The organism is Mesorhizobium sp. M1295 (assembly GCF_040318135.1).
Lineage (GTDB): Bacteria > Pseudomonadota > Alphaproteobacteria > Rhizobiales > Rhizobiaceae > Mesorhizobium.
This window is the reverse complement of record NZ_JAMYLU010000003.1, coordinates 120,437-145,078: the sequence shown is the minus strand read 5'-3', so window position 1 is coordinate 145,078 and position 24,642 is coordinate 120,437. Positions and strand designations below refer to the sequence as shown.

Below are 24,642 nucleotides of genomic sequence, written 5' to 3'. Positions count from 1 at the left end.
GACGACCGCCATGGTGCTTGCCGCCGGGCTCGGCAAGCGCATGCGGCCGATCACCGAGACCATGCCGAAGCCGCTGGTCAAGGTCGCCGGCAAGACATTGCTCGACTGGGGGCTGGACAGCCTAGCCGAAGCCGGTGTCGCCAAGGCCGTCGTCAACGTCCATTACCTGCCGCAACAGATCGTGGACCATGTAGCCCGCCGCAGTGCGCCGAGAATCGTCATCTCGGATGAGAGCAGCGGCCTGCTCGACTCTGCCGGCGGCATCGTCAAGGCATTGCCCAGGTTAGGGGCACCCTTCTATGTGCTCAACGCCGACACCTTCTGGATCGACAGCGGCGTTTCCAATCTCAGGCGACTTGCCCTTGCATGGGAGGGCGCGACAATGGACATTCTGCTGATGCTTGCGGATCTCCAGTCGGCAACCGGACATAGCGGCGGCACCGATTTCCTGATGGCGCCGGACGGCGCGTTGCGGCGTGCGAACAACGATCCGGCCGGCCTGATCTATGCCGGCGCCGCAATCGTCCATCCGCGCATCTTCAAGGACGCGCCGGCCGGCCCGCTGTCGCTCAACGCCTATTTCGATGCGGCAATCGCCGCCGGCCGCCTGTTCGGCATGACGATGCGTGGCCATTGGATCACTGTCGGCACACCCGACGCGATCCCGCGGGCGGAAGCAGTGGTCGCTGCCGCGCTTGCCGGCACGCCCGATGCTCTTGCTGAGGCACCCGGCGCTCTTGCCGAGTCGAAATGAGCGGCTCCCGCCGCGTTTTCTCGATCCCGCCCGGAGCGCCGTTCCTGCCGACGCTGGCCGAGGCGCTGCTTGCAGGGCGCCTGGTTCCCGGCTTTGCCTATGATGGCGATCCGCTGGTGCTGGCCGATCTCACCATCTACGTGCCGACGCGCCGTGCAGCGCGGGCGCTTCGCGGCGTCTTCGTCGATGCTCTCTCGCGCTCCGGAAGCCGTTCGGCGATCCTGCCGGTCATCCGCCCACTTGGTGAGTTTGATGAAGATGAAGCCGCCTTCGAGACGGAAGCTTCGGCCGCCATCGACTTTGCGCCGCCGATCGCCGCGGTCGAGCGTCTTCTGCTGCTTGCGCCGCTGGTGCGGGCGTGGAAACGCCGCCTGCCGGCACATGTCGCGGCATTGTTCGACGAGGAGATCGTCATCCCGGCCTCCGCCGCCGACGCCATCTGGCTGGCGCGCGACCTTGCACGGCTGATGGATGAGATCGAGACGGAAGGCACGGATTGGGCGAGGCTCGCCGACCTTGTAACCGGCAACCTTGCAGGCTGGTGGCAGGTGACGCTCGATTTCCTGACCATCGTGACTGAGAACTGGCCGAAGCTGCTCGAGGAACGCCGTCGCTCCAATCCGGCATCGCATCGCAATGCCCTGATAAGGCTGGAAGCGGCGCGGCTGAAGCGCAATCCACCCGCCGGGCCGGTGATCGCCGCCGGCTCTACCGGCTCCATCCCCGCCACGGCCGAGCTGCTTGCCGTAATCGCCGGTCTGCCCAATGGCGCTGTTGTGCTGCCCGGCCTCGACCGGACGCTGGACGAGCCGTCCTTTGCCGCCGTCAGTGCACCTGGTGCGCGGCCGGCTTTGCTTGGCCATCCGCAATACGGCCTGGCAAAGTTGATCGGCAAGATCGGGGTGCTTCGGGCCGATGTCGGGGAGCTTGCTGTTGCGCCGCGGCCACTTGCGCTGCGCGCCGCACTTGTCGGCGAGGCGCTGCGGCCGGCGGAGACCACCGAGCTCTGGGCCGAGACGCGCGCGCGCTTCACCGCTGGCGATAGTGCCGAGGCCTTCGCTGGTGTGACGCTTCTCGAGGCCGCCAGCGAACGCGACGAAGCCGTGGCGATCGCCGTTGCGCTCAAACAGGCCGTCGAACGGCCCGGCCAGCGCGCCGCACTGGTCACCGGCGACCGCGCGCTGGCGCGACGCGTCTCGGTCGAGCTGTTGCGCTTCGGCGTCGCCGCCGACGATTCCGGCGGCACGCCGCTCATCAACACGCCAGCCGCCAGCCTGCTCCGGCTGGCGCTTCAGGCGGCGTTCCGCCCGGGCGATCCGGTCGCCCTGCTGTCACTGCTCAAGCATCCCTTGCTTGGCCTCGGCCTGGAGCGGGCAAGCGTCCGCCATGCGGCCGAAATCGTCGAACTCGTGGCGCTGCGCGGCGGCACCGGTCGCCCGGACGTCGCGTCGCTGCCGCAACTCTTCGGTGCCCGGCTTGCCGAATTCGACGACGGCGGCAATCGCCGCCCGCCTTTCTGGCGATCGCGCCTCTCGGTCAGGCGCATCGAACAGGCGCGCGATCTGCTGATCCGGCTAACGGCTGCGCTGGCGCCGCTGGTTGCCTTTCGCGGCGAGGAGAATGCCGATCTTGCCACGCTTGTGCGCGCCAGTGTCGGCGTGCTCGAAAGCCTCGGCCGCGCTGCTGACGGAAGCCTCAGCGAACTCTATGCCGGCGATGCCGGTGAAAAGCTTGCCGAGCTCTTGCGCGGTCTGATCGCGGCCTCGGTGTCGTTCTCCTTCGCCGCGGACGAATGGCCCGATGTGATGGAGGCGCTGATTGCGCCCGAAATGGTCAAGCCGGCGCAGGGCACCGACAGGAGCATCGCCATCTGGGGCGTGCTGGAAGCGCGGCTTCAGGATATCGACACGCTGGTCGTCGGCGGACTCAACGAAGGCGTGTGGCCGCGCAAGCTGGAGAGTGACCGCTTTATGTCGCGGCTGATGAAGACCGGCATCGATCTTGAACCGCCGGAGCGGCGCATCGGCCTTGCCGCCCATGATTTCCAGATGGCCATGGGCGCCAAAAAAGTGGTGCTGGCTCGCTCCGCCCGTTCCGGCGACGCTCCGTCGGTGCCGTCGCGCTGGCTGCAGCGTATCCTTACCTTCGTCGGCGAGGACCATGCTGTGGCACTTCGCCGGCGCGGCGATGAACTGCTTGCCTGGGCGCGTGCGCTTGATGCCGGCGAAAAGCAGGACTTTGCGCCGAGGCCGCAGCCGAAACCGCCGCTCGCCCTGCGGCCGCACCACTTCTCGGTCACCGAGATCGAGACGCTACGTCGCGACCCGTATGCGGTCTATGCCAGAAGGATACTCGGCCTGATGCCACTCGATCCGGTCGTTCGTGATCCGGGCGCTGCCGAGCGCGGCACGCTGTTTCACGCCATTCTGCACCTCTTCTCAGCGAGGGTGGCCGACCCGCGCGCGCCGGAGGCGCTGGACGGGCTCATCGCCGCCGGCCGGTCCTGCTTTGCCGATGCTGCCCTGCCCGCCGATGTCGAGGCGGTGTGGTGGCCGCGCTTCGAAAAGCTTGCCGCCGGCATTATCGAATGGGAGCGCGGCCGGGCCGCCGCCGTGGTACGGCGGCACGCCGAGGAACGCGCCGAAAAGACCGGCGTCGGCCGATCCGGCGTGACCCTGTCCGGCTATGCCGATCGCATCGATCTGCTGGCCGGCGGCATGGCCGACATCCTCGATTACAAGACCGGCTCCTCGCCATCCAAAGCGCAGGCGCACACGCTGCTCGCGCCGCAACTGGCGCTGGAGGGCGCGCTGCTGCGTCGCGGCGCCTTCAAGGAGCTTGGCGCATGCGAGCCGTCGCAATTGGCCTTCGTGCGGCTGAAGCCGAACGGAGAGGTGTTCGAGGAATCGATCCTCGAATACAACCGCAAGCCGCGAACCGCCGCCGATCTCGCCGAAGAGGCTTGGGCGCGGCTGGAAAAACTGCTGATCCACTACGCCGACCCGGCGACCGGCTATCTGTCGCGGGCGCTGCCGTTCCGCGAAGGTGAGACCGACGGCGACTACGACCATCTCGCCCGCGTGCTGGAATGGTCCGCCGGCGGCGACGCCGACGAGGAGGGAGGGGAGGCGTGAAGAAGGCCTATCCCATCCCGAGCGACACCGCCGCCAGCCAAGCGAGCGCCTCCGACCCGCATAACTCCGCATGGGTGTCGGCAAACGCCGGATCGGGCAAGACCCATGTGCTCGCCCAGCGCGTCATCCGGCTTTTGCTGCGCGGCACCGATCCGTCCAAGATCCTGTGCTTGACCTATACGCGCGCCGCCGCCGCCAACATGTCGAACCGGGTGTTTTCGACCCTGTCGCAATGGACGGCGCTTGGTGATGCCGAGCTCTCGACACGGATAGAGGCGCTGGACAGCCGCCAGCCCGACCGCGAAACCATGCGCCGGGCGCGGCGGCTGTTTGCCGAGGCGCTGGAAACACCGGGCGGGCTGAAGATCCAGACCATTCACGCCTTCTGCGAATCGGTGCTGCATCAGTTCCCGCTGGAAGCCAACATCCCGGCGCATTTCGAAATGCTTGATCCGCAAATGGAGGCTTCGCTGTTTGCCGCCGCCCGCCGCGACATGATCTCCGGCGGTGTTGCAGGCGATGCGGCACTGGCCGAAGCTTTTGCCACCGTGCTGGAGCGCGGCGGCGAACATGGGCTCGACGCATTGCTGGCCGAAATCGTGCGCAAGCGCGACGGTCTGCGCGCCTTCATCGCCATGGCCGGCGGCGATGGTTTTCAGGCGCTGTTCGACGAGTTCCAATTCCGAGCCGGCCAGACCGCCGAAGGCATAGCCGACTCGGTCTGGCCGCTGCCCGGCTTCCTCCCGGATTATCTCGTCACCTTTTCACGGGCGGCCGAGGCCGCCGATGCACGCATCGTGCTGAACAATCTGCTGCCATACGCCCGTCTTGCCTTCGCCGAGCAGGATCCGGTCCGACGCCTGAATCTGCTTGCCAAGGCTCTCCTGAGGGCCGATGGCGAGCCTTATGATCCGGCAAAGACGTTCAAGAAGGCGCTGCTCGACCGGCTGCCCGATCTTGCCGAACGTTATCTCGTGGCGGTCGACGCCATTCTCGAAATCTCCGACCGGCTGGCCTTGTTCAGGATGTTGGAAGGCACGCGTGCCGCGCTGACCATCGCCGACTGGCTGATCGCCCGCTACGAGCAATTGAAGCGCGCCCGCGGCTTCCTCGACTTCAACGACCTGATCACCCGCACTGTCAATCTACTGGCGCGGCCCGACGCCGGCCCATGGGTGCAATATAAGCTCGACCAGGGCATCGACCACATCCTCCTCGACGAGGCGCAGGACACCAGTCCCGACCAGTGGGAGGTGGTCAAGCGGCTGGCGGAGGAGTTCTTTGCCGGGCTCGGCGCACGCGACACCGTCCACCGCACCATCTTTGCGGTCGGCGACGAAAAGCAGTCGATCTATTCCTTCCAGGGGGCCGCTCCGGATTCCTTTGCCGACAGCCGGCTTTTGTTTGCGGGCAAAGTCAGATCCGCTGACGCCGCCTTCGCCGATCTCAAGCTGACCTGGTCGTTTCGCTCGACCGACGACGTGCTTGCGGCGGTGGATCGTGTCTTTGCCGACCCGAACGTGCGGCGCGGCATCAGCCACGATCCCGATCCGCTCGACCACAAGGCGATCCGCACCGATGCGCCGGGTTATGTCGAGGTCTGGCCGTCGATAGGCGCCGATGTCGTCGACGAACCAGACGATTGGACGCAAGCGGTCGACCATGCCCATGCGCCGGCGGTGCGCGTTGCGGAAAACGTCGCCGCAACCATTGCCGGCTGGATCGGCAACGGTGAGGTCATCGAAGGCCGCGGCAAGAAACTGCGGCCCGGCGACGTGCTGGTGCTGGTGCGCAAGCGCGATCGCTTCGTCCATGCGCTGACGCGGGCGCTGAAGCGCCGCGACATTCCGGTGGCCGGCGCCGACCGGCTCAGCCTGCCCGGCCACATCGCGGTGAAGGACCTGATCGCACTCGGCCATTTTCTCATCCAGCCGCAGGACGATCTGTCGCTGGCCGCCGTGCTGCGCAGCCCGATCTTCGATGTCTCGGAAGAGCAGCTTTTCGCGCTTGCTGCCGAGAGGCCGTCGGGCGTCTCGCTGTTCGCCTCGCTGCGCCGGCATGCCGGCGAAAGCGAGGCGTTGGCCGCCGTCGTCAGCCGGCTCGACACATGGTCGAACGAAGTCGCATTCAAGCCGGTGTTCGAATTTTACGCCGGAGCTCTCGCCCGCGACGGCCTGCGCAAGAAGATGATCGCGCGGCTCGGTCCGGAGGCCGGCGACATCCTCGACGAATTCCTGAATTTCTGCCTGGCCGAGGAGCGGACCGGCCTGCCGGGACTGGAATCCTTCCTGTCGACATTGGAAAACGCCGGCCCCGAGATCAAGCGCGAAATGGACCAGACCCGCGACGAGGTTCGCGTCATGACCGTGCATGCCGCCAAGGGCCTGGAAGCGCCGGTGGTATTCCTGGTCGATGGCGGCTCCGCGCCGTTCAGCGACCAGCACCTGCCGAGATTGATGCCGTTCGAAGGGTCGGGCGACTGCTGGGAGGGCAAGGGCTATCTCTGGCGGTCGGCCAGCGATGTCGCCAATGGATTTTCACGCGCCGCATCGGCCCGCGCCCGCGAGCTCGCCGACGACGAATACCGCCGGCTGCTCTATGTCGGCATGACTCGCGCCGAGGATCGGCTGATCGTCTGCGGCTACCATGGCAAGCGGGCGCAGAATACCGGCACCTGGCATTCGGTCGTCAGCCGCGCGCTGGTCGGCGCCGCTGAAAGCGCGGAACGCCGGCATCCCGCCACTGGCGAGACCGTGCATCGTTTCCAGGTGACGAAGCTGCCGCCCATGCCACTGGCGGCAGTGGATGAGGCACGGCAGGCGGAACGCTTTGCGCCACTGCCGGAAACCCTGTTCCAGCCTTTGCCGCCTTTCGAGGAACTGCCGCGGCCGCTCTCGCCGTCCGGCGCCTCGGTGCTGATCGACGAGGCGCGGCAAGCGGTGGCCGACACGCGTTCGCCGGTATTGGATGCCGACGCCGAGCCCGGCTTTGCCGTGATTCGCGGGTTGGCGCTGCACAAATTGCTGCAGATGCTGCCCGGCATCGCCGAGGGAAAACGCCAGGATGCCGCCGAGCGCTATTTGGCGCGCGCCGGAGCTCAATGGCCTGAAGACGAGCGCGACAAAGCCTTGGCTGGCGTTTCCAGAATTCTTGCCGACAGCCGCTTCGCGCCGCTGTTTGCACCAAACTCGCGCGCTGAAGTCGCCATCATGGGCAGCCTGGAGGTGAGGGGCAAACTGCGCTCGATCTCCGGCAAGATCGACCGGCTGGCAGTAACGCCGGACAAGGTTTCGATCGTCGACTACAAGACCAATCGGCCAGCGCCAGCTACGCTCGCCGAAGTGCCGCAAGCCTATGTTCTGCAACTCGCACTTTATCGCGCGCTGCTTCAGCCGCTCTATCCGGGACGCGAGGTCTCGGCGGCGCTGCTGTTCACCGAGGCGCCGCGGCTGATCGAACTGCCGGCGGCCGCAATGGACGACGCGCTTGCTAGACTCACGGGAGCGTGACACAACACTTGCTTGAAGACGGACACGATCACCACCACATTTGGTGCGACGAACAAATCGAAAGGATCTCAGCATGGCCACCGTCAAGGTCGACAAGAGCAATTTCCAGGCCGACGTGCTCAACGCCAAAGAGCCGGTCGTGGTCGATTTCTGGGCGGAATGGTGCGGCCCGTGCAAGATGATCGCCCCGGCGCTTGAGGATATCGCCATCGAACTCGGCAGCAAGATAAAGATCGCCAAGCTCAACATCGATGAGAATCCTGAGCTGGCCGCGCAGTTCGGCGTGCGCTCGATCCCGACGCTGATGATCTTCAAGGGCGGCGAAGTCGCCGATATGAAGGTCGGTGCTGCGCCGAAAACGGCATTGTCGCACTGGATCAACGGCAGTCTCGCCTGATCCGATCAAAATTTTGCAGAAAAGCCCGGCCTCGCGCCGGGCTTTCTTTTGCTGGCGTCATTGGTGGGCCGCTCTGGCACTCGCGGCTTGCCGCCCCGTATTCTTCTCTTCTGAATACAAAGGAGAAGCGATATGACCGGATCCGCCAAGGCCACCGTCTTCATCGACAATGAGCGCGTCATCGTCACCGAATACCGCTTCGCCCCGGGCGACAACACCGGCTGGCACCGCCATGGCCACGACTATGTGATCGTGCCGTTGACCGACGGCAAGGTGAAGCTCCTGACCAAGGATGGCGAATCCTTCGCCGAAATGAAGAAGGGCGCGCCCTATTTCCGCAACGAGGGCGTCGAACATGACGTCATCAGCGCAAACGATGGCGAATTCGCCTTCATCGAGGTCGAGCTGAAGTAGTCCACCAACCATCGGCTGCGCCGCTACAATTGTCCGGCGAGGCGCGATCACCAATCCGCGATGCGATCGCCGCCGACGAATTGTGCGCTTTTCTCAGTGTATTCGAACAGTTCGATCTTCACGCCGTTGGGGTCGCGGATCCAAGCCTGGTAGGTGTCATCGCACGCGCGTTTCTTGGAAGTGACATCAACCCCCTCTGACCTCAGATGGGCGATCGCGGCGTCGATGTTTTCCACTTCGAGGCAGAAGTGGTTGATCTGGTTCAAGTCGCTATAGCTCGCGCCGTCTTTCTGGAACACTTCGACATGGCTACGGCTGCCGCAATTGAGATAGAAGCCGAAAATCTTGCCGTCGCGCAGGAAATTGAACTGCGTATCCATGCCGAGGACGTCCCGATAGAAGCTTCGCGTCTTCTCCAGGTCATTCGCGAAAATGCAAACGTGAGCGAGCTGCTTTACCTTGATCATGATTGGCTCCTCGCGGTGATCTGATAGGTGTGGCGTCATCATGGCCCGGGTGGAGGCACGCCTCAAACCGGCGGTGTGCCGTTTTCGGCCAATACCGCACCGGCCAGGTAAAGCGAGCCGCCGATAAGGATGCGCGGCGGCGGTCCGTCCCATGTGTCGCGCAGCAGCATCAGCGCATTGGCGACGGAACTGACGGGTTCGGCCGACAGGCCGGCCTCGATGGCGCGCGTCGCCAGTTCGTCGTTCGGCACGCCGGCGTCGCTCGTGCTCACCGGCACGGTGTAGACATGCCGCACCAGCCCTTTGAAGGCACGGAAATAGCCGCTCTGGTCCTTGGTGTTGATCATGCCCGAGATCAGGAACAGCGGCCGCGGGTTCTTTTCCTCCTGCTCGGCCAGCGCCTCGGCGACGACCACGCCGGCGCCGGGATTATGGCCGCCGTCGAGCCAGATGTCGGCGCCCTTCGGCGCCAGTTCGCCCAGCCGCCCCTGCGGCAGCTTTTGCATGCGGCCCGGCCAGATGACATTGGCCATCGCTTTCTCGGCGGCGCGGTGGCTGATCTCGAAGCCCGCCGCCTTGACCGCCGCGATCGCCGCTGCCGCATTGGCGAATTGGTGGCGCCCCGGCAGGCGCGGCGGCGCCAGGTCCATCAATCCGTCTTCGTCCTGATAGACCATGCGGCCGTTTTCCTCATAGGCGAGGAAATCCTGGCCATAGACGAAGGCGGGGCAGTCGAGCCGTTCGGCGGTTTCGATGAGCACCTGCTGCGCCGTCTCGCTTTCCTGCGCGCCGATGACGACCGGGCATCCACGCTTGATGATGCCGGCCTTTTCGGCGGCGATCAGTTCAACGCGGTCGCCGAGATAGGCTTCGTGGTCGAGCGAGACCGGCATGATCACCGACACGGCCGGCTCGGCGATGACATTGGTGGCGTCGAATCGGCCGCCAAGGCCGACCTCGAGGATGACGGCATCGGCCGGATATTCGGAAAACAGCACGAAGGTGACTGCGGTGAGGATTTCGAACACGGTGATCTTCTGGCCTTGATTGGCCTTGGCGACGCGGGCGATGGCTTCGGCGAAGACCTTGTCGTCCACCAGCCTGCCGCCGCCATCGGCGGCCAGTCGGTAGCGCTCATGCCAGTTCACCAGATGTGGCGATGTGTGGACATGGACGCGGTAGCCGGCGGCTTCGAGCAGCGCCCGTGAAAAGGCGGCACAGGAGCCCTTGCCGTTGGTGCCGGCGATGTGGATGACCGGCGGCAGCTGGTCCTGCGGGTTGCCGAGGCGCTCGAGTAGCCGCGAAATGCGGTCAAGCGAAAGGTCGAAGCCCTTCGGGTGAAGCGCCATCAGGCTTTCGATTTCGCGGTCGGCGGCAAGCGTGGTCATGAAGGAATCCTAAGCGTGCGCACAACGGCACACAACAGCCGCCCGCGCCGCATGATGTCGTGTCAGGCTTGCGGCCTGGCCTCGACCGGGATCACCGACGGCGGCAGGATTTCCGGCTCCTGCGATTTTTGCTCTTCCGGCAGCTTGAGCAGCATTCTCAGCAGCCGCGCAATCGTCTGGCGCATCTCCAGCCGTGACACCACCATGTCGACCATGCCGTGTTCCATCAGATATTCGGCGCGCTGGAAGCCGTCGGGCAGCTTTTCCCTGATGGTCTGCTCGATGACGCGCGGGCCGGCAAAGCCGATCAGGGCGCCGGGCTCCGCAATGTGCACGTCACCCAGCATGGCGTAGGAGGCGGTGACGCCGCCGGTCGTCGGGTTGGTCAGGACGACGATGTAGGGAAGGCCGGCCTCCTTCAGTCTGTCGACGCCGACCGTGGTCCGCGGCAACTGCATCAGCGACAGGATGCCTTCCTGCATACGGGCGCCGCCGGAGGCCGCAAACAGGATCAGCGGCCGCTTGCGCTGCAGGGCGACCTCAAAGCCATGCACGATGGCGTCACCGGCCGCCATGCCGAGCGAGCCGCCCATGAAGGCAAAATCCTGCACCGTCACCACCACCGGCAGGCCTCCGACGGTACCCAGCGCATTGATGATGGCGTCTTCCATGCCGGTCTTGGCCTTGGCATCCTTCAGCCGGTCTACATAGCGCTTCTCGTCGCGGAACTTGAGTGGATCCTGCACCACCTTGCGGTTTTCCAGCGTTTCGTATTTGCCGTCGTCGAGGAAGAACTTCAGCCGTTCCTTGGCCGATATCTTCATATGGTGGCCGGAGGACGGGATGACGAACTGGTTCTGCTCCAGATCCTTGTGGAACACCATTTCGCCGGTCTCGGGATCCTTGATCCACAGGTTTTCCGGCATGTCGGTGCGGCGGCCGAGCATCGAATTGATCTTCGGGCGGACGTAATTGGTGATCCAGTTCATCGCTTCGGCTCCTGTCCTTACGAAGAGTTAGACCATGATCCCGAAAAGTGGAAACCGGTTTTCGGCAAAGATCATGGTCAACCAGATGATCAAGACTATTCGGCGGCAGCAAGGCGAGCCGCGCGAACCCCTTGCGACAGCCCGCTGACCAGCGTGGCGACGGCTTCTGCCGGATCGGCGGTCTTTTCGCCCTTCGGCCCGAGCACGTTGGCGACCGCATTGACGATCGCCGTGCCGACGACGACGCCGTCGGCCGAGGCACCGATGGTGCGCGCCTGCTCGGCGGTCTTGACGCCGAAGCCGACGCAGACGGGCAGGTCGGTATGGCTCTTGATGCGCTTGACCGCTGCCGCCACCTTGCCGGTGTCGGCCAGCGCCGAACCGGTAATGCCGGTCATCGAGACGTAGTAGACGAAGCCCGATGTGTTCTGCAGCACCTTGGGCAGGCGCTTGTCGTCGGTGGTTGGTGTCGCCAGCCGGATGAAGTTGATGCCGGCCTTGAGTGCCGGGATGCAAAGCTCCTCGTCCATCTCCGGCGGCAGGTCGACGACGATCAGCCCGTCTATGCCGCTAGCAATCGCGTCCTTCAGGAAGCGGTCGACACCATAGATGTAGATCGGGTTGTAATAGCCCATCAAAACGATTGGTGTTTCACTGTCGCCGGCGCGGAATTCCGAGGCCATCTTCAGCGTCTTGACCAGGGTCTGGCCGCCCTTCAGCGCCCGCAGGCCGGCCGCCTGGATCGCCGGGCCGTCGGCCATCGGATCGGAAAACGGCATGCCGAGCTCGATGATGTCGCTGCCGGCGCCAGGCAGCGCTTTCATGATCGACAGCGACGTGTCGTAGTCGGGGTCGCCGCCCATGAAATAGGTGACGAGTGCCGGTCGGCCTTCGGCCTTCAGCTTCGCCATGCGGCGGTCGATACGGGTGGTCATGATCAGATCTCCATGCCCAGCATATTGGCTACCGTATGCACGTCCTTGTCGCCGCGGCCGGACAGATTGACGATGACGATCTGGTCCTTGTCCATATCAGGCACGATCTTCACCGCCTGCGCGATGGCGTGGGCGGATTCCAGCGCCGGAATGATGCCCTCGACGCGCGTCGTCAGCTGAAACGCCTCCAGCGCCTCGTCGTCGAGGATCGGCACATAGTCGACGCGGCCGGAATCGCGCAGCCACGAGTGCTCTGGCCCGACGCCAGGATAGTCGAGCCCGGCCGAGATCGAGTGGCCGTCCATGATCTGGCCGTCGGCGTTCTGCAGGAGGTAGGTACGGTTGCCATGCAGCACGCCGGGCGCGCCGGCACTCATCGAAGCGCAATGCTCGATGCCATCGAGGCCGCGGCCGCCGGCTTCGACGCCGATGATGCGAACCTCTTTGTCGTCGAGGAAGGGATGGAACAGGCCGATGGCGTTGGAACCGCCGCCGACACAAGCGATGATGGTGTCCGGCAGCCGGCCTTCCTGCTCGAGGATCTGGGCGCGCGCCTCGGTGCCGATCACCGATTGGAAGTCGCGCACCAGCTCTGGATAGGGGTGGGGGCCGGCGGCGGTGCCGATCAGGTAATAGGTGTCCTCGACATTGGTCACCCAGTCGCGCAACGCCTCGTTCATGGCGTCCTTCAGCGTGCCGTGGCCGGCGGTCACCGGCCGCACTTCCGCGCCCAGAAGCTTCATGCGAAAGACGTTGGGGCTTTGCCGGGCGACATCGGTCGCGCCCATATAGACGATACAGGGAAGCCCAAAGCGCGCCGCCACTGTAGCGGAAGCGACGCCATGCTGGCCGGCTCCGGTCTCGGCGATGATCCTCGTCTTGCCCATGCGCTTGGCGAGCAGGATCTGGCCGAGGCAGTTGTTGATCTTGTGCGAGCCGGTGTGGTTCAGATCCTCGCGCTTGAAATAGACCTTTGCGCCGCCCCCGAGGCCCTTGGCTGCGGAAACCTCGCGAAGATGCCTGGTCAAGCCTTCGGCGAAATAGAGCTTCGACGGCCGCCCGGCGTAATGCGTCGAGAGATCGGTCAGTTCGGCCTTGAAGCCCGGATCGTTCTTGACCTCGTTCCAGTGCCGCTCCAGCTCAAGGATGAGCGGCATCAGCGTTTCGGCAACGAAACGACCGCCAAAAATGCCGAACATGCCCTGCTCGTCGGGGCCGGTGCGGAAGGAATTCGGTATCGCCGGCTTATCCATCGCCGATCTCCTGGTCTGTGGTTTGAAGCGTGGTCAGGCGGCGCGGTTGTCGCGTGCTGCCCCGACGGCCCGGAAAAATTGTTCGATCAGCGCCGGTTCCTTGACGCCCGGCGCGCTTTCCACGCCTGAGGAAAGATCTATTCCGCGCGGGTTCGCCAGCCGAAGGGCGTCGCCGATATTGCCGGCATTGAGCCCACCGGAAAGCATGTAATCGACGCCGGCGTCAAGGCCGGCCAGAATGCGCCAGTCGAAGGCAAGACCGTTGCCGCCCGGCAGTTCCGAACCCTTAGGCGGCTTGGCATCGAACAGAAAGCGGTCGGCAATGCCGATGAAGGGTTTAACCCGCTCGAGATCGGCAGCCTCGCTGACCGGCAGTGCCTTCATCACCGGCAAGCCGTAGCGCGCCTTCACCTCAGCCACCCGGTCGGGCGTTTCGGCGCCGTGAAGCTGCAGCATGTCGGGCTGCATTTTTTCGAAGATCTCGTCCAGGAACGCGTCGCTGGCGTCGACCGTCACCGCAACCGCCTTGGTCTTGCCGCGCGCCGCTTCGCGCAGGCGGCCGGCTTCCACCGGCTCGACATAGCGCGGGCTTTTGGCAAAGAAATTGAAGCCGACATGGCTGGCGCCGCCGGCCAATGCCGCGGCCAGTGCCTTGTCAGTCTTCAATCCGCATATCTTGATGTCCAGCGCCATGGCGCGGGATTGGCACGAAACGACCAAAGAGTCGAGAAAAAGCATCCTGTTTGCCGCCGGCGCGGAACGCGCTACCTTGCTAATGTAAGAGCGGAACGCGCTACCTTGCTCAGGCACAAAGGCGGGAGAACAAAGACCATGCCGGAAAAGACCGTCGCGGAACTCAGGCAAAAGCTGGCGCAGGCCCATGAGGTCATCGCTCATTTGATGGACAAGGCAGCCTTCAACGGCGCGGAGGCGCATCGGGCGCTGGCTTATTTCAGCAACGATGGCTTCGAGAAGGATTTCCTGCCCTGGCCGCGCCATGTCGACGAGGGATTGCGGCCGGAGGAGTTGAACGCCGCCAACGACGATTGAATCGGACAACTACTCGAACGTGATCGCCTGCAGCGCGCCGCCATTGCGCTTGAGCCAATCCTTGCAGCGCTCGGTGTCCGGGCACAGCTGCTCGCATAATTTCCAGAATTTCGGGCCGTGGTTCATCTCCTTGAGATGCGCCACCTCGTGCGCCACGAGGTAGTTTATCACCGGCCGCGGCGCCATCATGATGCGCCAGGAAAACGACAGATTGCCGTCCGACGTGCAGGACCCCCAGCGGCTCGACGTATCCTTGAAGCGGATCGCCTTGGCGCGCTTGCCGACCGCAGCACTGTGCTTGGTCACCAGCGCCTCGATCTCGCGCTTGGCTTCGCGCTTGAGGAAATCGGCGATGCGGCGCGGCAGATGCAGGCGCTCACCATGCACGATCATCAGCGGACCGCGCTCGTCGCGCGACAGCGTGACTGTACCGCGTTTCGACGGTTCATGGACGATGCGATGCGGCACACCGCGCACCGGTATCTTGATGCCGGGCCGCACCTGCGGCCGGTTGGGCACCTTGGCCAGCCTTTGCTCCAGCCAGTCCTGATGACGGTCGAGGAATCTTTCCACCTCGCCGCGCCGCAGCCCCGGCGGCACGGTGATGCGCAGGCCGCGGCCGCCGGAATCGATGCGCAGCGTCAGGCGCCGCGCCCTGTCGTTCTCGACGATCTTGAGCGGCAGCGTGCGGCCGGCAACGCAATGCTCGCGCTCCACGACGGGCGTGGGCTTGGGTTTCGTCGGGGTGCGAAAGAAGCCGAAGGACATTCCGGGACGATACGTGATTCGAGGGAAACGACTAGAACAAAAAAGAAACGGCGCCGCTGACGCGACGCCGTTGGATTATCTATCTGGGCACGGGACCCTTACTCGTCGAGCAGGCCTGGCGTGGACTTGCCGGTGGTTTTGTTGTTCGTCGTCGACCCGGTCGTGGGAGACGTCGACTTGTTGCGGTTGGCCATGAAACGATCGAACTCTTCCTGGTCCTTCGCGCGGCGCAATTCGCGGGCATATTCGTCGAACTCGCTCAGCATCTCGTCGAGCTTGCGGCGTTCCTCGGCAAGCCGCTCGAGTTCCTTTTCGCGCCAGTCGTCGAAAGCGACGTTACCGGTGCGGGCGGAGCCATGCCCCCAGCGCGCGGCCTTGTCGGAACCGCGGCGGCAGCCGGCGAAGATGCCGTCGGTGGCGCGGTTGACGTCGCGCTTGAAGCCGTCGAGCCGGTCGCCCCAGATGATGTAGGCGAGCATGGCGAAGCCGAGCGGCCAGAACACCATGAACCCGATCACCATCAGCGCGATGGTCGCCGGCGTCCAGGCCGGACGGATCAATGCAGATGTGTTCATTTCTCCCAATCCTTCAGTTGGAGACAGCCAAATCCGGCTGCGTGGAATCGAAATGGGATGGAGAAAACGGCGATTCAAGACAGCAACCGCCAAAACCGGACAAGCGGCTGAAATGATTATCGCTTTTTGAGCATTTCAAGGAAAAGCACGACCAATCCGGCGATCAGGCCCCAGAACGCCGCGCCGACGCCGAACAGCGTCAGCCCTGATGCGGTGACGGCGAAGGTGACGGTAGCGGCCATCCGCTCGTCCTCGTCTTTCAAGGCGATCGACAGCGCATTGGCGAGCGGTGCCATCAGCGCCAGGCCGGCGACCAGCGCGATCAGGCTCTGCGGCAATACGGCGAAGATCGCCACCAGCGAGGCGCCGAACAGGGCAAAGACAAGATAGGCCAGCGCGTAGAACGGGCCGGTCTTCCAGCGCTCGGCCGGATCAGGATGCACGTCGGGTCCGGTGCAGATCGCCGCCGAGATCGCCGCCAGATTGGTCGTCGAGGCGCCGAACGGCGCCGTCAGCAGCGAAAACAGGCCGGTGACGCCGATCAGCGGCCCGGGTTCGGGATGATAGCCGGCTGCCCTCAGCACGGCGAGGCCGGATAGGTTCTGCGAGGCCATGGTGACCAGATAGAGCGGCAATGCCAGGCCGATGATCGAAGCGGCGGTGAACTGCGGCATTACCAGCGTCAAGCTCGAGAGTTCCGGTGCCGGCAGACCGCCGACCCGGTCGGTAAGAAAGGCCGCGAGACCGCCGCCGATCAGCACCAACAGCACCGACAGCGCCGGGTTGAACAGGCGGATGACGAAGAAGACCGCAACCAGCGGCAGGATCAGCCAGGGGTCGACGGGCACGGTCTTCACCGCATTGATGGCGAAGGTTACGACGATGCCGGCCAGCATTCCGGACGCGACCGAAGCCGGTATTCTGGCGATCAGCTTGGTCAATGGCCCGAACAGGCCGGTGGCGACCAGCAGGACCCCGGTGACGATGAAGGCGCCAACCGCCTCGCCCATCGAAAAGCCGGTCGATGCGGCGATCAGCGCGACGCCCGGCGTCGACCATGCGGTGATGACCGGCATTTTCGTGCGCCACGACAGCCACAGGCTCTCGATGGCCATCGCCAGGCAGAGTGCCGTCACCCAGCTTGCGGTCTCGACCTGCGTTGCGCCGACCGCCTTGGCGGCGGCAATGACGATGGCCAGCGTACCGCCGAAGCCGACGATCGCCGCCACAAAGGCGGACACCGGAATGGAAATGCGCATGTCTCTATCCCGCCTGCCGCACCATCGCGTCCACCGCCCGCACCAGCATATCGAGATCCTGAGGTCGCGACAGGCGGTGGTCGCCGTCCGGAATGAGCGACAGCGTGACGTCGTCGGCCGGCAGCAGGCCGACCAGCTTGAGCGCATGGCTCGACGGCACGTCGGGATCGGCCAGGCCTTGCAGGATATGGACCGGACAGTGCGTGTCGACCGGCCCGGTCATCACCCGGTTGCTGCGGCCGTCCTCGATCAGTGCGCGGGTGTAGATGTACGGTTCGACGGAATAGTCCGACGGCTCTTCGAAGAAACCCTTTTTCCTGAGGTCGCGCTTCTGCGCCCCAGTCAGCACCGGCTCCACCAGTTCGAACGTGAAATCGGGCGCCGGGGCCAGCAGCACAAGGCCGGCGACGCTGTTCTCGCCCGCCTTACGCAATTCCTGCACCATGCGCAGCGCGATCCACGCGCCCATCGACGAACCAACCAGGATTTGCCTGCCCTGGGTGAAGCGGCGGAAAACCGCCAGGCTCTCGCCCAGCCATTTCGAGATGGTGCCGTCGGCAAAGGCGCCACCCGATTCGCCATGGCCGGAATAATCGTGGCGCAGGAAGGCCCGGCCGTCTTTGCGCGTCCATTCCGACAGGGTTTCGGCCTTGGTGCCCAGCATGTCGGATTTGTAGCCGCCAAGCCAGACGATGCCGGGCTCGGTACCTGCCGCATGCCTGACGGCGATGCTCGTCCCGTCGACGTCTAGGAAGATCGGGGTGGTGGTGCTCATGGTGTATTCCCTCGCGCCGGTCTTTTGGCACAAGCGGGGGTTCAACGAAAAGTGCTCTGTTACTTTCTTCGCTTGGTGCAGAGGAGCATTCATCGAGCAGGTGATTTCCTGAGAATGCTGTGCTATTGACTCCGGCCGCGCGCTCACCACATTGCGCGTTCGCAATTCTGAACTGAAGAACCCCTTAACGAAACGGCTCAAGGAGACCACGACCATTCGCAGACCTTTCAAAGCAGCGGCGCCCACCAAGGAAGGCCCGCGCTCCAACCGTGATATCCGGGTTCCCCGGGTCCAGCTAATCGACGCCGAAGGCCAGAACCGGGGCGATGTCTCCATCAACGACGCATTGCTGCTCGCCGAAGAGGCTGGGCTCGATCTGGTCGAGATATCGCCCAATGCAGTGCCGCCCGTCGTAAAGATCCTCGATCTCGGGAAGCTGAAATACGCCAACCAGAAGAAGGCGGCCGAGGCGCGCAAGAACCAGAAGGTCATCGAGATCAAGGAGATCAAGATGCGCCCGAACATCGACAGCCACGACTATGAGACCAAGATGAAGGCCGTCCGGCGCTTTTTCGAGGAAGGCGATAAGGTCAAGCTGACATTGCGCTTCCGCGGTCGCGAGATGGCGCACATGGAACTCGGCATGCAGCTTCTGAATAAGGTTCGCGAGGAAGTGGCGCCCATCGCCAAGGTCGAAGCCGAACCGAAGCTCGAAGGCCGCCAGATGATGATGGTGCTGGCGCCCCGCTAAAGCGCGTTGCGCTTTAGTTCTGTTTTGTGCATGTCGTTGTCCCAAAACCGCTGCGCACTTTTGGGCGACATGCATTAAATCCGCCTGAATCATGTTGCAAGGCGTCCCGGCGATCGGCGGGGCGCCTGTTTTCTTGGCCAGACGCTGCGATCGCCGGCGAGAGCAACGACGCTCTGGTTCCCTCGACGATCGGATTCCCGACATGGTCAATGAAGTCAGATACGCGCAAGTTAAGCACGGGCTTGGCAGCTACCAGCATATGCGCAGGATGGTACTTGCCGTTCTCATCATGGTGATGTTCGCGGCGCTGCTGTTCGGCCAGTCGGTTTTCCCTCCCGATACGCCAGTGCATGAAACGATCGAAATGGTCGGCGTCGTGCTGATCTTTCTCGGCATCGTCGGGCGCTTGTGGTCGACGCTTTACATCGGCGGACGCAAATCCTCCGAAGTGGTGACCGGCGGACCCTATTCGATCACGCGCAACCCACTCTACCTTTTCTCCACTTTAGCTGCCGCTGGTGTCGGCGCACAGATCGGCTCCATCGCGGCCACGATCGGCTTTGGAGCGCTCTGCGCGGGTGCCTTTTACATCGTTATCCTGCGCGAGGAGAAATTCCTCAAGGAGGTTCTCGGCGCGCCATACCAGGCCTATCTGGCGAAAGTGCCGCGCTTCTTCCCGAAACTGTCACTGTATCAGGAAGGCGACACCGGCAGCTTCAAGCCGCGCCTGCTGCGAACCACGTTACTGGACGGGCTGGTGTTCCTCCTTGCCTTGCCGGCTTTCGAACTGATCGACGGCGCCCAGCAGTCGGGCATATTACCGGTGCTGTTCCGTTTCCCCTGAGCACTACAAGGTTGCTGAGCGCTGGGTGTTGCGCGCGCCCTCGCTTTGACGTATATGACCGCGTTCCAAAAAAACCGCCCGGCAGGGCATGCCGTGGCGGTTTCATTTGCTTTTCGGGCTTTGGTCGGACTGAAGCGAACAAAAAGCGCATTGGTGCGCATATAAACGGAGTAGCAAAATGCCCAAGATGAAGACCAAATCGGCCGCCAAGAAGCGGTTCAAGATCACAGGTACGGGTAAAGTTCTGTCGGCTGCGGCCGGCAAGCGTCACGGCATGATCAAGCGTTCCAACAAGTTCATTCGAAATGCCCGCGGCACGATGGTTCTGGCTGAACCGGATGGCAAGAAGGTCATCAAGAATTTTCTGCCGAACGGCCTCTAGGGCATGATGCCAAAAAGTTGCAAACTTTTTGGAAAACATCATGCGCCAAATAAGGGCATTCGGTCTGGACACGCATTTGTTTTACGCAATTCCGAACGGAAAACCGCTAGGCACTTTTCCTGGAATTGCTTTTAAGGAGATCATGACATGGCACGCGTAAAGAGAGGCGTCACCTCGCACGCCAAGCACAAGAAGGTCCTGAAAGCCGCCAAGGGTTTTTACGGCCGCCGCAAGAACACCATTCGCATCGCCAAGCAGGCGGTGGAAAAGTCGCTGCAGTACGCCTATCGCGACCGCAAGAATCGCAAGCGTTCGTTCCGCGCGCTGTGGATCCAGCGCATCAATGCGGCGACGCATGAGCATGGCTTGACCTATGGCCGTTTCATCGACGGTCTCAACAAGGCCGGCATCGAGATCGATCGCAAGATCCTGTCGGACATGGCCATCCACGAGCCGCAGGCTTTTGCCGCACTCGTGGCCAAGGCCAAGGTCGCGCTCGAATACCTCAAGAACACCACGCCGAACGCTTTTGAAAGCGCTGTCGCTTAAGACCAGCGCTTCCCAAGCTATTCGACACTTGATTTGGGAAACCCGCGCTGGCAGGGCTGGCGCGGGTTTTTCTTTGCTTCCAATCGGGTCTGGAACATGAGTGACATGGAAACTCTCGAAAATTCCCTGATGGCCGAGATCGCCTCTGCCGCCGACGAGCAAGCAATCGAGGCGGTGCGTGTCTCTGCCCTCGGCAAGAAGGGTTCGGTCTCCGAGATACTGAAGACACTCGGCTCGATGAGCGCCGAGGAGCGCCAGGTCAAAGGCCCGGCAATCAACGGCCTCAAGAACCGCGTCACCGAGGCACTTTCGGCCCGTCGCGCCGAGCTGAAAGATGTGGCGATCACGGCACGGCTTGCCGCCGAGAAGGTCGACGTCACCTTGCCGGTGCGACAATCGCCGGCCGAGCGCGGCCGCATCCATCCGATCAGCCAGGTTATCGACGAGATCGCGGCGATCTTCGGCGATCTCGGCTTTGCCATCGCCGAAGGTCCCGACATCGAGACCGACTATTACAATTTCACCTCGCTGAACTTCCCGGAAGGCCACCCGGCGCGCGAGATGCACGACACCTTCTTCTTCCAGCCGGACGAGCAGGGCGAACGCAAGCTTTTGCGCACCCACACCTCGCCGGTGCAGATCCGCACCATGGAGATGCAGAAGCCGCCGATCCGCATCGTCATTCCTGGCAAGACCTACCGGCAGGATTCCGATGCCACCCACTCACCGATGTTCCATCAGGTCGAGGGATTGGTGATCGACAAATCGGCCAACGTCGCCAACATGAAGTGGGTACTGGAGGAGTTCTGCAAGGCCTTCTTCGAGGTGCCGAGCGTCAAGATGCGCTTCCGGCCGTCCTTCTTCCCGTTCACCGAGCCCAGCCTCGAGGTCGATATCCAGTGCGACCGTTCGCGGCCTGGCGAGGTGCGCTTCGGTGAAGGCTCAGACTGGCTGGAGATCCTAGGCTGCGGCATGGTCCACCCCAACGTGCTCCGCTACGGCGGCCTCGATCCCGACGAATACCAGGGCTTCGCCTGGGGCATGGGCATCGACCGCATCGCCATGCTGAAATACGGCATGCCCGACCTGCGCGCCTTCTTCGACGCCGATGTGCGCTGGCTGTCGCATTACGGTTTTAGGCCGCTCGACATGCCGACGCTGTTTGGCGGGCTAAGCGCGTGACAACCGGGCCGCAGCAAATCCGCGGGCAGCTAGCCTTCCTGCACATGTCCGACGCGCGGCCGCATAGCTTCAAGCCCAGCGTGCCCAGACCAGACGGAACACAGTCATGAAACTTACCCTCTCCTGGCTCAAGGATCATCTCGAGACCGATGCCTCGCTGGCGGAAATCGTCGAACGTCTCACCTCGATCGGCCTCGAGGTCGAGCATGTCGACGACCGGGCGAGCTTGAAACCTTTCGTCATCGCCAAGGTGCTGACGGCAGTCCAGCATCCCGACGCCGACCGGCTGCGCGTGCTGACCGTCGACACCGGCGACGGCAGGGCGCCGGTGCAGGTTGTCTGCGGCGCGCCGAACGCCCGCGCGGGCCTGATCGGCGCCTTTGCAGCACCCGGCACCTATATTCCCGGCATCGACGTGACGCTGACCGTCGGCAAGATCCGCGGCGTCGAAAGCCACGGCATGATGTGCTCCGAGCGCGAGCTCGAACTGTCCGAGGAGCATGACGGCATCATCGACCTGCCGGCCGATGCGCCGGTCGGCACCAGTTTCGCCGCCTATGCCCATCTCGACGATCCGCTGATCGAAATCAATCTGACGCCGAACCGGCCGGATGCGACCAGCGCTTATGGCATCGCCCGCGATCTGGCGGCGAGCGGGCTCGGCACGCTGAAGAGCGCGCCGATAGAGCCGATCCCCGGCAAGGGCGAGACGCCGGTCAAGGTGACGATCGAAGCGCCGGAGCTCTGTCCCGGCTTTGCGCTGCGCCTGGTGCGCGGCGTCAAGAACGGACCGTCGCCGAAATGGTTGCAGCAAAGGCTTCTCGCCATCGGCTTGAGGCCGATCAGTGCGCTGGTCGACATCACCAATTATGTCACCTTCGATCGCGGCCGGCCGCTGCATGTCTTCGACGCTGCGAAGGTCACCGGCAATCTCACCGTGCGCCGGGCACGCGACGGCGAAAAGGTGCTGGCGCTCGACGGCCGCGAATACACGCTGACGCCGGAGATGTGCGTCATCGCCGACCAGGATGGTATCGAGTCGATCGCCGGCATCATGGGTGGCGAGCATTCCGGCTGCGACGAGAACACCACCGACGTGCTGATCGAGTCGGCACTTTGGGACCCGATCGCCACCGCCCGCACCGGCCGCACGCTCGGCATCATCACCGATGCACGCTACCGCTTCGAGCGTGGCGTCGACCCGGAAATGATGATTCCCGGTGTGGAGCTGGCGACGAGGCTGGTGCTCGATTTCTGCGGCGGTACGCCGACGCAAACCGAAGTCGTCGGCTATGCCGGCCATCGGCCGAAGATCGTCTCGTTCCCGTTGTCGGACGTGAAGCGGCTGACCGGCATCGAAGTGCCGCGCTCGACGAGCCTCGACATTCTTGCCCGCCTCGGCTTCAAGCCGGAGGGCACGGGCGATGTCGTCAATGTGGCGGTCCCGTCCTGGCGGCCGGATGTCGACGGCAAGGCCGACCTGGTCGAGGAGGTCATGCGCATCCACGGCGTCGACAATATCGCGCCGCAGCCGCTCGGCAGCCACGACGCGGTCAACGCCAAGATCCTGACTGTGCTGCAGATCCGCACCCGCGCCGCCAAGCGGGCACTTGCCGTGCGCGGCATGATGGAGGCCGTCACCTGGTCGTTCATTCCGGCAAAACACGCCGATTTGTTCGGCGGCGGCCAGCAGGCGCTGAAGCTTGCCAACCCGATCGCCGCCGATATGTCGGACATGCGGCCGTCGCTGCTGCCGGGCCTGATCGCGGCCGCGCAGCGCAACGCCGACAAGGGCATCGGCGATGTCGCGCTGTTCGAAGTGTCGGGCACTTACGAGGGCGACGGCGCCGACCAGCAGCGGCGTGTTGCCGCCGGCGTTCGGCGCGGCACCGCCAAGCTCGAGGGCTCCGGCCGCCATTGGGCAGGCAGTGCCGGCGCCGTCGGCGTCTTCGATGCCAAGGCCGACGCCATCGCTGCACTCGAAGCCTGCGGCGCGCCGGTCGAGCGGCTGCAGATCGAGGCCGGCGGCCCGGCCTGGTATCATCCCGGCCGGTCCGGCACGATCAAGCTCGGGCCGAAGGTCGTGCTCGGCACGTTCGGCGAATTCCATCCGAAGACGCTGGAGGGGCTTGACGTCTCCGGTCCGCTTTGCGGGTTTGAGGTGTTCATCGATGCCGTGCCCGAGCCGAAGGCCAAGCCGACGCGGACAAAGCCGAGGCTCGATCTGTCCGCCTTCCAGGCGGTCAAGCGCGATTTCGCCTTCGTCGTCGACAAGGCGGTCGAAGCCGGCACACTCGTTCGCGCCGCCCTTGCCGCAGACCGGAAGCTGATTTCCGGCGTCTCGGTGTTCGATGTTTTCGAGGGTGCAGCGCTCGGCGCGGCGAAGAAGTCGATCGCCATCGAAGTTTCGATCCAGCCGGTCGAAAAGACGCTGACCGACGAGGATTTCGAGGCGCTGGCCAAGCGCATCGTCGAGAATGTCGGCAAACAGACCGGCGGCGTGCTGCGCGGCTGAGGGATTGCGGACGCATGGCGAATCGCCCTCCAAAGGGCGATGAACCATTTGCGCTATTCAGGGCTGCCCTTCGAGGAACAGCGTGCAGCCTTTCTCGATATCGTCTCGGCCGATCCGCTGGTCGGCGAGACGCTGTCGCGGGTACGGGCGCTCGACCTCCCCGACTGGCTGGTCGTGTCCGGCGCGCTTTACAACAGCGTCTGGAATCATCTGACGGCGAAGCCTTCGGGATATGGCATTCGTGATGTCGATCTGTTCTATTTCGATGAGAGCGATCTGTCTTACGAGGCCGAGGACACGGTCATCCGCCGGGCGGCGAAGCAGTTCGAAGGACTGACGCTGCCGGTCGAAGTGCGCAACCAGGCGCGGGTGCATCTGTGGTTTGAGGCGCGCTTTGGCGGTTCCTATCCCAGACTGTCGTCGTCCGCCGAGGCGCTGTCCTATTTCGCTTCGAAAACCCATGCGGTCGGCGTTAGATTCGGCACCGATGGGCAACTCGCGCTCGTGGCGCCGTTCGGGCTCGACGACATCTTCTCGTTTCGCGTTACCCCGAACCGTGCACTAGATAATCAGCAGACGCACGAGATGAAGGGCGCGCGTGCGAGGGAGAACTGGCCGGAGATCAGTGTCGTGCCTTGGTAGGAAATGTCGGCGGGACAGCACCCCCTCTGTCCTGCCGGACATCTCCCCCTCAAGGGGGGAGATCGGCAGCTTCGGCGATCCGCTCGCTCCTGCAACGTCCGTGATTGGCG

At 63.9% G+C, this 24,642-nt stretch carries 23 protein-coding genes; 13 read left to right on the top strand and 10 right to left on the bottom strand.

The genetic code is table 11. The features are described 5' to 3' along the window. Positions 1 to 10 precede the first annotated feature (10 nt). The 5 genes from NKH29_RS05975 to NKH29_RS05955 all read left to right on the top strand — a co-directional run bounded on the left by NKH29_RS05975 (position 11) and on the right by NKH29_RS05955 (position 8,208). Positions 11 to 754 carry a nucleotidyltransferase family protein gene (locus NKH29_RS05975; RefSeq protein ID WP_198030473.1) on the top strand — a complete coding sequence of 248 codons (744 nt, stop codon included), beginning with the start codon at positions 11 to 13 and terminating at the stop codon, positions 752 to 754. Beyond that, on the top strand, positions 751 to 3,888 hold the full coding sequence (addB, locus tag NKH29_RS05970) for a double-strand break repair protein AddB (RefSeq protein WP_352999201.1): 3,138 nt from the start codon (positions 751 to 753) through the stop codon (positions 3,886 to 3,888). The genes NKH29_RS05975 and addB overlap by 4 nt, the downstream gene beginning before the upstream one ends. After that, entirely contained in the window at positions 3,885 to 7,397 is a 3,513-nt protein-coding gene (addA, locus tag NKH29_RS05965; RefSeq protein WP_352851531.1) for a double-strand break repair helicase AddA, read from the top strand. Before addB ends, addA begins: the two co-directional genes overlap by 4 nt. A gap of 73 nt (positions 7,398 to 7,470) precedes the next feature. Next, positions 7,471 to 7,794 carry a thioredoxin gene (gene trxA, locus NKH29_RS05960; protein ID WP_023677558.1) on the top strand — a complete coding sequence of 108 codons (324 nt, stop codon included), beginning with the start codon at positions 7,471 to 7,473 and terminating at the stop codon, positions 7,792 to 7,794. A 132-nt stretch (positions 7,795 to 7,926) separates the two neighbouring features. Further along, positions 7,927 to 8,208, top strand: coding sequence for a cupin domain-containing protein (locus tag NKH29_RS05955; protein ID WP_023718287.1), 282 nt, complete (start codon positions 7,927 to 7,929; stop codon positions 8,206 to 8,208). Positions 8,209 to 8,255: 47 nt separating this feature from the next. On the opposite strand, the gene NKH29_RS05950 is transcribed toward NKH29_RS05955, so the two are convergent. The 6 genes from NKH29_RS05950 to NKH29_RS05925 form a co-directional block, all read right to left on the bottom strand. Next, the gene (locus NKH29_RS05950) at positions 8,256 to 8,675 is read right to left on the bottom strand and encodes a VOC family protein (RefSeq protein WP_023718288.1); all 420 of its coding nucleotides are present in this window, start codon (positions 8,673 to 8,675) and stop codon (positions 8,256 to 8,258) included. 62 nt (positions 8,676 to 8,737) lie between these two features. Continuing rightward, positions 8,738 to 10,063, bottom strand: coding sequence for a bifunctional folylpolyglutamate synthase/dihydrofolate synthase (locus tag NKH29_RS05945; protein ID WP_352547987.1), 1,326 nt, complete (start codon positions 10,061 to 10,063; stop codon positions 8,738 to 8,740). Between the two features lie 62 nt (positions 10,064 to 10,125). After that, on the bottom strand, positions 10,126 to 11,052 hold the full coding sequence (gene accD / locus NKH29_RS05940) for an acetyl-CoA carboxylase, carboxyltransferase subunit beta (RefSeq protein ID WP_352999199.1): 927 nt from the start codon (positions 11,050 to 11,052) through the stop codon (positions 10,126 to 10,128). Between the two features lie 95 nt (positions 11,053 to 11,147). Further along, on the bottom strand, positions 11,148 to 11,987 hold the full coding sequence (gene trpA, locus NKH29_RS05935; protein ID WP_352999197.1) for a tryptophan synthase subunit alpha: 840 nt from the start codon (positions 11,985 to 11,987) through the stop codon (positions 11,148 to 11,150). Positions 11,988 to 11,989: 2 nt separating this feature from the next. Next, on the bottom strand, positions 11,990 to 13,240 hold the full coding sequence (trpB, locus tag NKH29_RS05930; protein WP_352999195.1) for a tryptophan synthase subunit beta: 1,251 nt from the start codon (positions 13,238 to 13,240) through the stop codon (positions 11,990 to 11,992). 33 nt (positions 13,241 to 13,273) lie between these two features. Continuing rightward, positions 13,274 to 13,933 (bottom strand): phosphoribosylanthranilate isomerase, encoded by a 660-nt coding sequence (locus tag NKH29_RS05925; RefSeq protein ID WP_352999293.1) that lies wholly within the window; start codon positions 13,931 to 13,933, stop codon positions 13,274 to 13,276. 138 nt (positions 13,934 to 14,071) lie between these two features. Here NKH29_RS05925 and NKH29_RS05920 point away from each other — a divergent pair, with 138 nt between their 5' ends. Then, entirely contained in the window at positions 14,072 to 14,290 is a 219-nt protein-coding gene (locus tag NKH29_RS05920; protein ID WP_023718294.1) for a hypothetical protein, read from the top strand. Between the two features lie 9 nt (positions 14,291 to 14,299). Here the strand turns inward: NKH29_RS05920 and NKH29_RS05915 are convergent, their stop codons facing one another. The 4 genes from NKH29_RS05915 to NKH29_RS05900 all read right to left on the bottom strand — a co-directional run bounded on the left by NKH29_RS05915 (position 14,300) and on the right by NKH29_RS05900 (position 17,667). Continuing rightward, positions 14,300 to 15,058: a M48 family metallopeptidase gene (locus NKH29_RS05915; RefSeq protein ID WP_023718295.1), complete on the bottom strand. Its 759-nt coding sequence runs from the start codon at positions 15,056 to 15,058 to the stop codon at positions 14,300 to 14,302. A 98-nt stretch (positions 15,059 to 15,156) separates the two neighbouring features. Beyond that, positions 15,157 to 15,633, bottom strand: coding sequence for a DUF2852 domain-containing protein (locus NKH29_RS05910; protein ID WP_352495238.1), 477 nt, complete (start codon positions 15,631 to 15,633; stop codon positions 15,157 to 15,159). Between the two features lie 116 nt (positions 15,634 to 15,749). Further along, positions 15,750 to 16,892: a benzoate/H(+) symporter BenE family transporter gene (locus tag NKH29_RS05905; protein WP_352484470.1), complete on the bottom strand. Its 1,143-nt coding sequence runs from the start codon at positions 16,890 to 16,892 to the stop codon at positions 15,750 to 15,752. Between the two features lie 4 nt (positions 16,893 to 16,896). Then, positions 16,897 to 17,667, bottom strand: coding sequence for an alpha/beta hydrolase (locus NKH29_RS05900; protein ID WP_352999193.1), 771 nt, complete (start codon positions 17,665 to 17,667; stop codon positions 16,897 to 16,899). A gap of 214 nt (positions 17,668 to 17,881) precedes the next feature. On the opposite strand from NKH29_RS05900, the gene infC reads away from it, so the two are divergent. The 7 genes from infC to NKH29_RS05865 all read left to right on the top strand — a co-directional run bounded on the left by infC (position 17,882) and on the right by NKH29_RS05865 (position 24,532). Beyond that, positions 17,882 to 18,418, top strand: coding sequence for a translation initiation factor IF-3 (gene infC / locus NKH29_RS05895; RefSeq protein WP_023677573.1), 537 nt, complete (start codon positions 17,882 to 17,884; stop codon positions 18,416 to 18,418). A gap of 202 nt (positions 18,419 to 18,620) precedes the next feature. Then, positions 18,621 to 19,262 (top strand): methyltransferase family protein, encoded by a 642-nt coding sequence (locus NKH29_RS05890; RefSeq protein WP_023718299.1) that lies wholly within the window; start codon positions 18,621 to 18,623, stop codon positions 19,260 to 19,262. Between the two features lie 178 nt (positions 19,263 to 19,440). After that, positions 19,441 to 19,644: a 50S ribosomal protein L35 gene (rpmI, locus tag NKH29_RS05885; protein WP_006201248.1), complete on the top strand. Its 204-nt coding sequence runs from the start codon at positions 19,441 to 19,443 to the stop codon at positions 19,642 to 19,644. Positions 19,645 to 19,791: 147 nt separating this feature from the next. Further along, positions 19,792 to 20,193, top strand: a complete 402-nt coding sequence (gene rplT, locus NKH29_RS05880; protein ID WP_006201247.1) for a 50S ribosomal protein L20 — start codon at positions 19,792 to 19,794, stop codon at positions 20,191 to 20,193. A 96-nt stretch (positions 20,194 to 20,289) separates the two neighbouring features. Then, complete coding sequence (pheS, locus tag NKH29_RS05875; protein WP_023718300.1) at positions 20,290 to 21,375, top strand: phenylalanine--tRNA ligase subunit alpha; 1,086 nt, start codon at positions 20,290 to 20,292, stop codon at positions 21,373 to 21,375. A gap of 106 nt (positions 21,376 to 21,481) precedes the next feature. Beyond that, positions 21,482 to 23,890: a phenylalanine--tRNA ligase subunit beta gene (pheT, locus tag NKH29_RS05870; RefSeq protein ID WP_352999191.1), complete on the top strand. Its 2,409-nt coding sequence runs from the start codon at positions 21,482 to 21,484 to the stop codon at positions 23,888 to 23,890. A gap of 39 nt (positions 23,891 to 23,929) precedes the next feature. Further along, positions 23,930 to 24,532 (top strand): nucleotidyltransferase family protein, encoded by a 603-nt coding sequence (locus tag NKH29_RS05865; protein ID WP_352484467.1) that lies wholly within the window; start codon positions 23,930 to 23,932, stop codon positions 24,530 to 24,532. Positions 24,533 to 24,642: the final 110 nt, after the last annotated feature.

Excerpts from the sequence above, each read along its gene's own strand:
- NKH29_RS05975 (WP_198030473.1), top strand. The coding sequence starts at position 11 with ATGGTGCTTGCCGCCGGGCTCGGCAAGCGCATGCGGCCGATCACCGAG.
- addB (WP_352999201.1), top strand. The coding sequence starts at position 751 with ATGAGCGGCTCCCGCCGCGTTTTCTCGATCCCGCCCGGAGCGCCGTTC.
- trxA (WP_023677558.1), top strand. The coding sequence starts at position 7,471 with ATGGCCACCGTCAAGGTCGACAAGAGCAATTTCCAGGCCGACGTGCTC.
- NKH29_RS05955 (WP_023718287.1), top strand. The coding sequence starts at position 7,927 with ATGACCGGATCCGCCAAGGCCACCGTCTTCATCGACAATGAGCGCGTC.
- NKH29_RS05950 (WP_023718288.1), bottom strand. The coding sequence starts at position 8,675 with ATGATCAAGGTAAAGCAGCTCGCTCACGTTTGCATTTTCGCGAATGAC.
- NKH29_RS05945 (WP_352547987.1), bottom strand. The coding sequence starts at position 10,063 with ATGACCACGCTTGCCGCCGACCGCGAAATCGAAAGCCTGATGGCGCTT.
- accD (WP_352999199.1), bottom strand. The coding sequence starts at position 11,052 with ATGAACTGGATCACCAATTACGTCCGCCCGAAGATCAATTCGATGCTC.
- trpA (WP_352999197.1), bottom strand. The coding sequence starts at position 11,987 with ATGACCACCCGTATCGACCGCCGCATGGCGAAGCTGAAGGCCGAAGGC.
- trpB (WP_352999195.1), bottom strand. The coding sequence starts at position 13,240 with ATGGATAAGCCGGCGATACCGAATTCCTTCCGCACCGGCCCCGACGAG.
- NKH29_RS05925 (WP_352999293.1), bottom strand. The coding sequence starts at position 13,933 with ATGGCGCTGGACATCAAGATATGCGGATTGAAGACTGACAAGGCACTG.
- NKH29_RS05920 (WP_023718294.1), top strand. The coding sequence starts at position 14,072 with ATGCCGGAAAAGACCGTCGCGGAACTCAGGCAAAAGCTGGCGCAGGCC.
- NKH29_RS05915 (WP_023718295.1), bottom strand. The coding sequence starts at position 15,058 with ATGTCCTTCGGCTTCTTTCGCACCCCGACGAAACCCAAGCCCACGCCC.
- NKH29_RS05910 (WP_352495238.1), bottom strand. The coding sequence starts at position 15,633 with ATGAACACATCTGCATTGATCCGTCCGGCCTGGACGCCGGCGACCATC.
- NKH29_RS05905 (WP_352484470.1), bottom strand. The coding sequence starts at position 16,892 with ATGCGCATTTCCATTCCGGTGTCCGCCTTTGTGGCGGCGATCGTCGGC.
- NKH29_RS05900 (WP_352999193.1), bottom strand. The coding sequence starts at position 17,667 with ATGAGCACCACCACCCCGATCTTCCTAGACGTCGACGGGACGAGCATC.
- NKH29_RS05890 (WP_023718299.1), top strand. The coding sequence starts at position 18,621 with ATGGTCAATGAAGTCAGATACGCGCAAGTTAAGCACGGGCTTGGCAGC.
- rpmI (WP_006201248.1), top strand. The coding sequence starts at position 19,441 with ATGCCCAAGATGAAGACCAAATCGGCCGCCAAGAAGCGGTTCAAGATC.
- rplT (WP_006201247.1), top strand. The coding sequence starts at position 19,792 with ATGGCACGCGTAAAGAGAGGCGTCACCTCGCACGCCAAGCACAAGAAG.
- pheS (WP_023718300.1), top strand. The coding sequence starts at position 20,290 with ATGAGTGACATGGAAACTCTCGAAAATTCCCTGATGGCCGAGATCGCC.
- pheT (WP_352999191.1), top strand. The coding sequence starts at position 21,482 with ATGAAACTTACCCTCTCCTGGCTCAAGGATCATCTCGAGACCGATGCC.
- NKH29_RS05865 (WP_352484467.1), top strand. The coding sequence starts at position 23,930 with ATGAACCATTTGCGCTATTCAGGGCTGCCCTTCGAGGAACAGCGTGCA.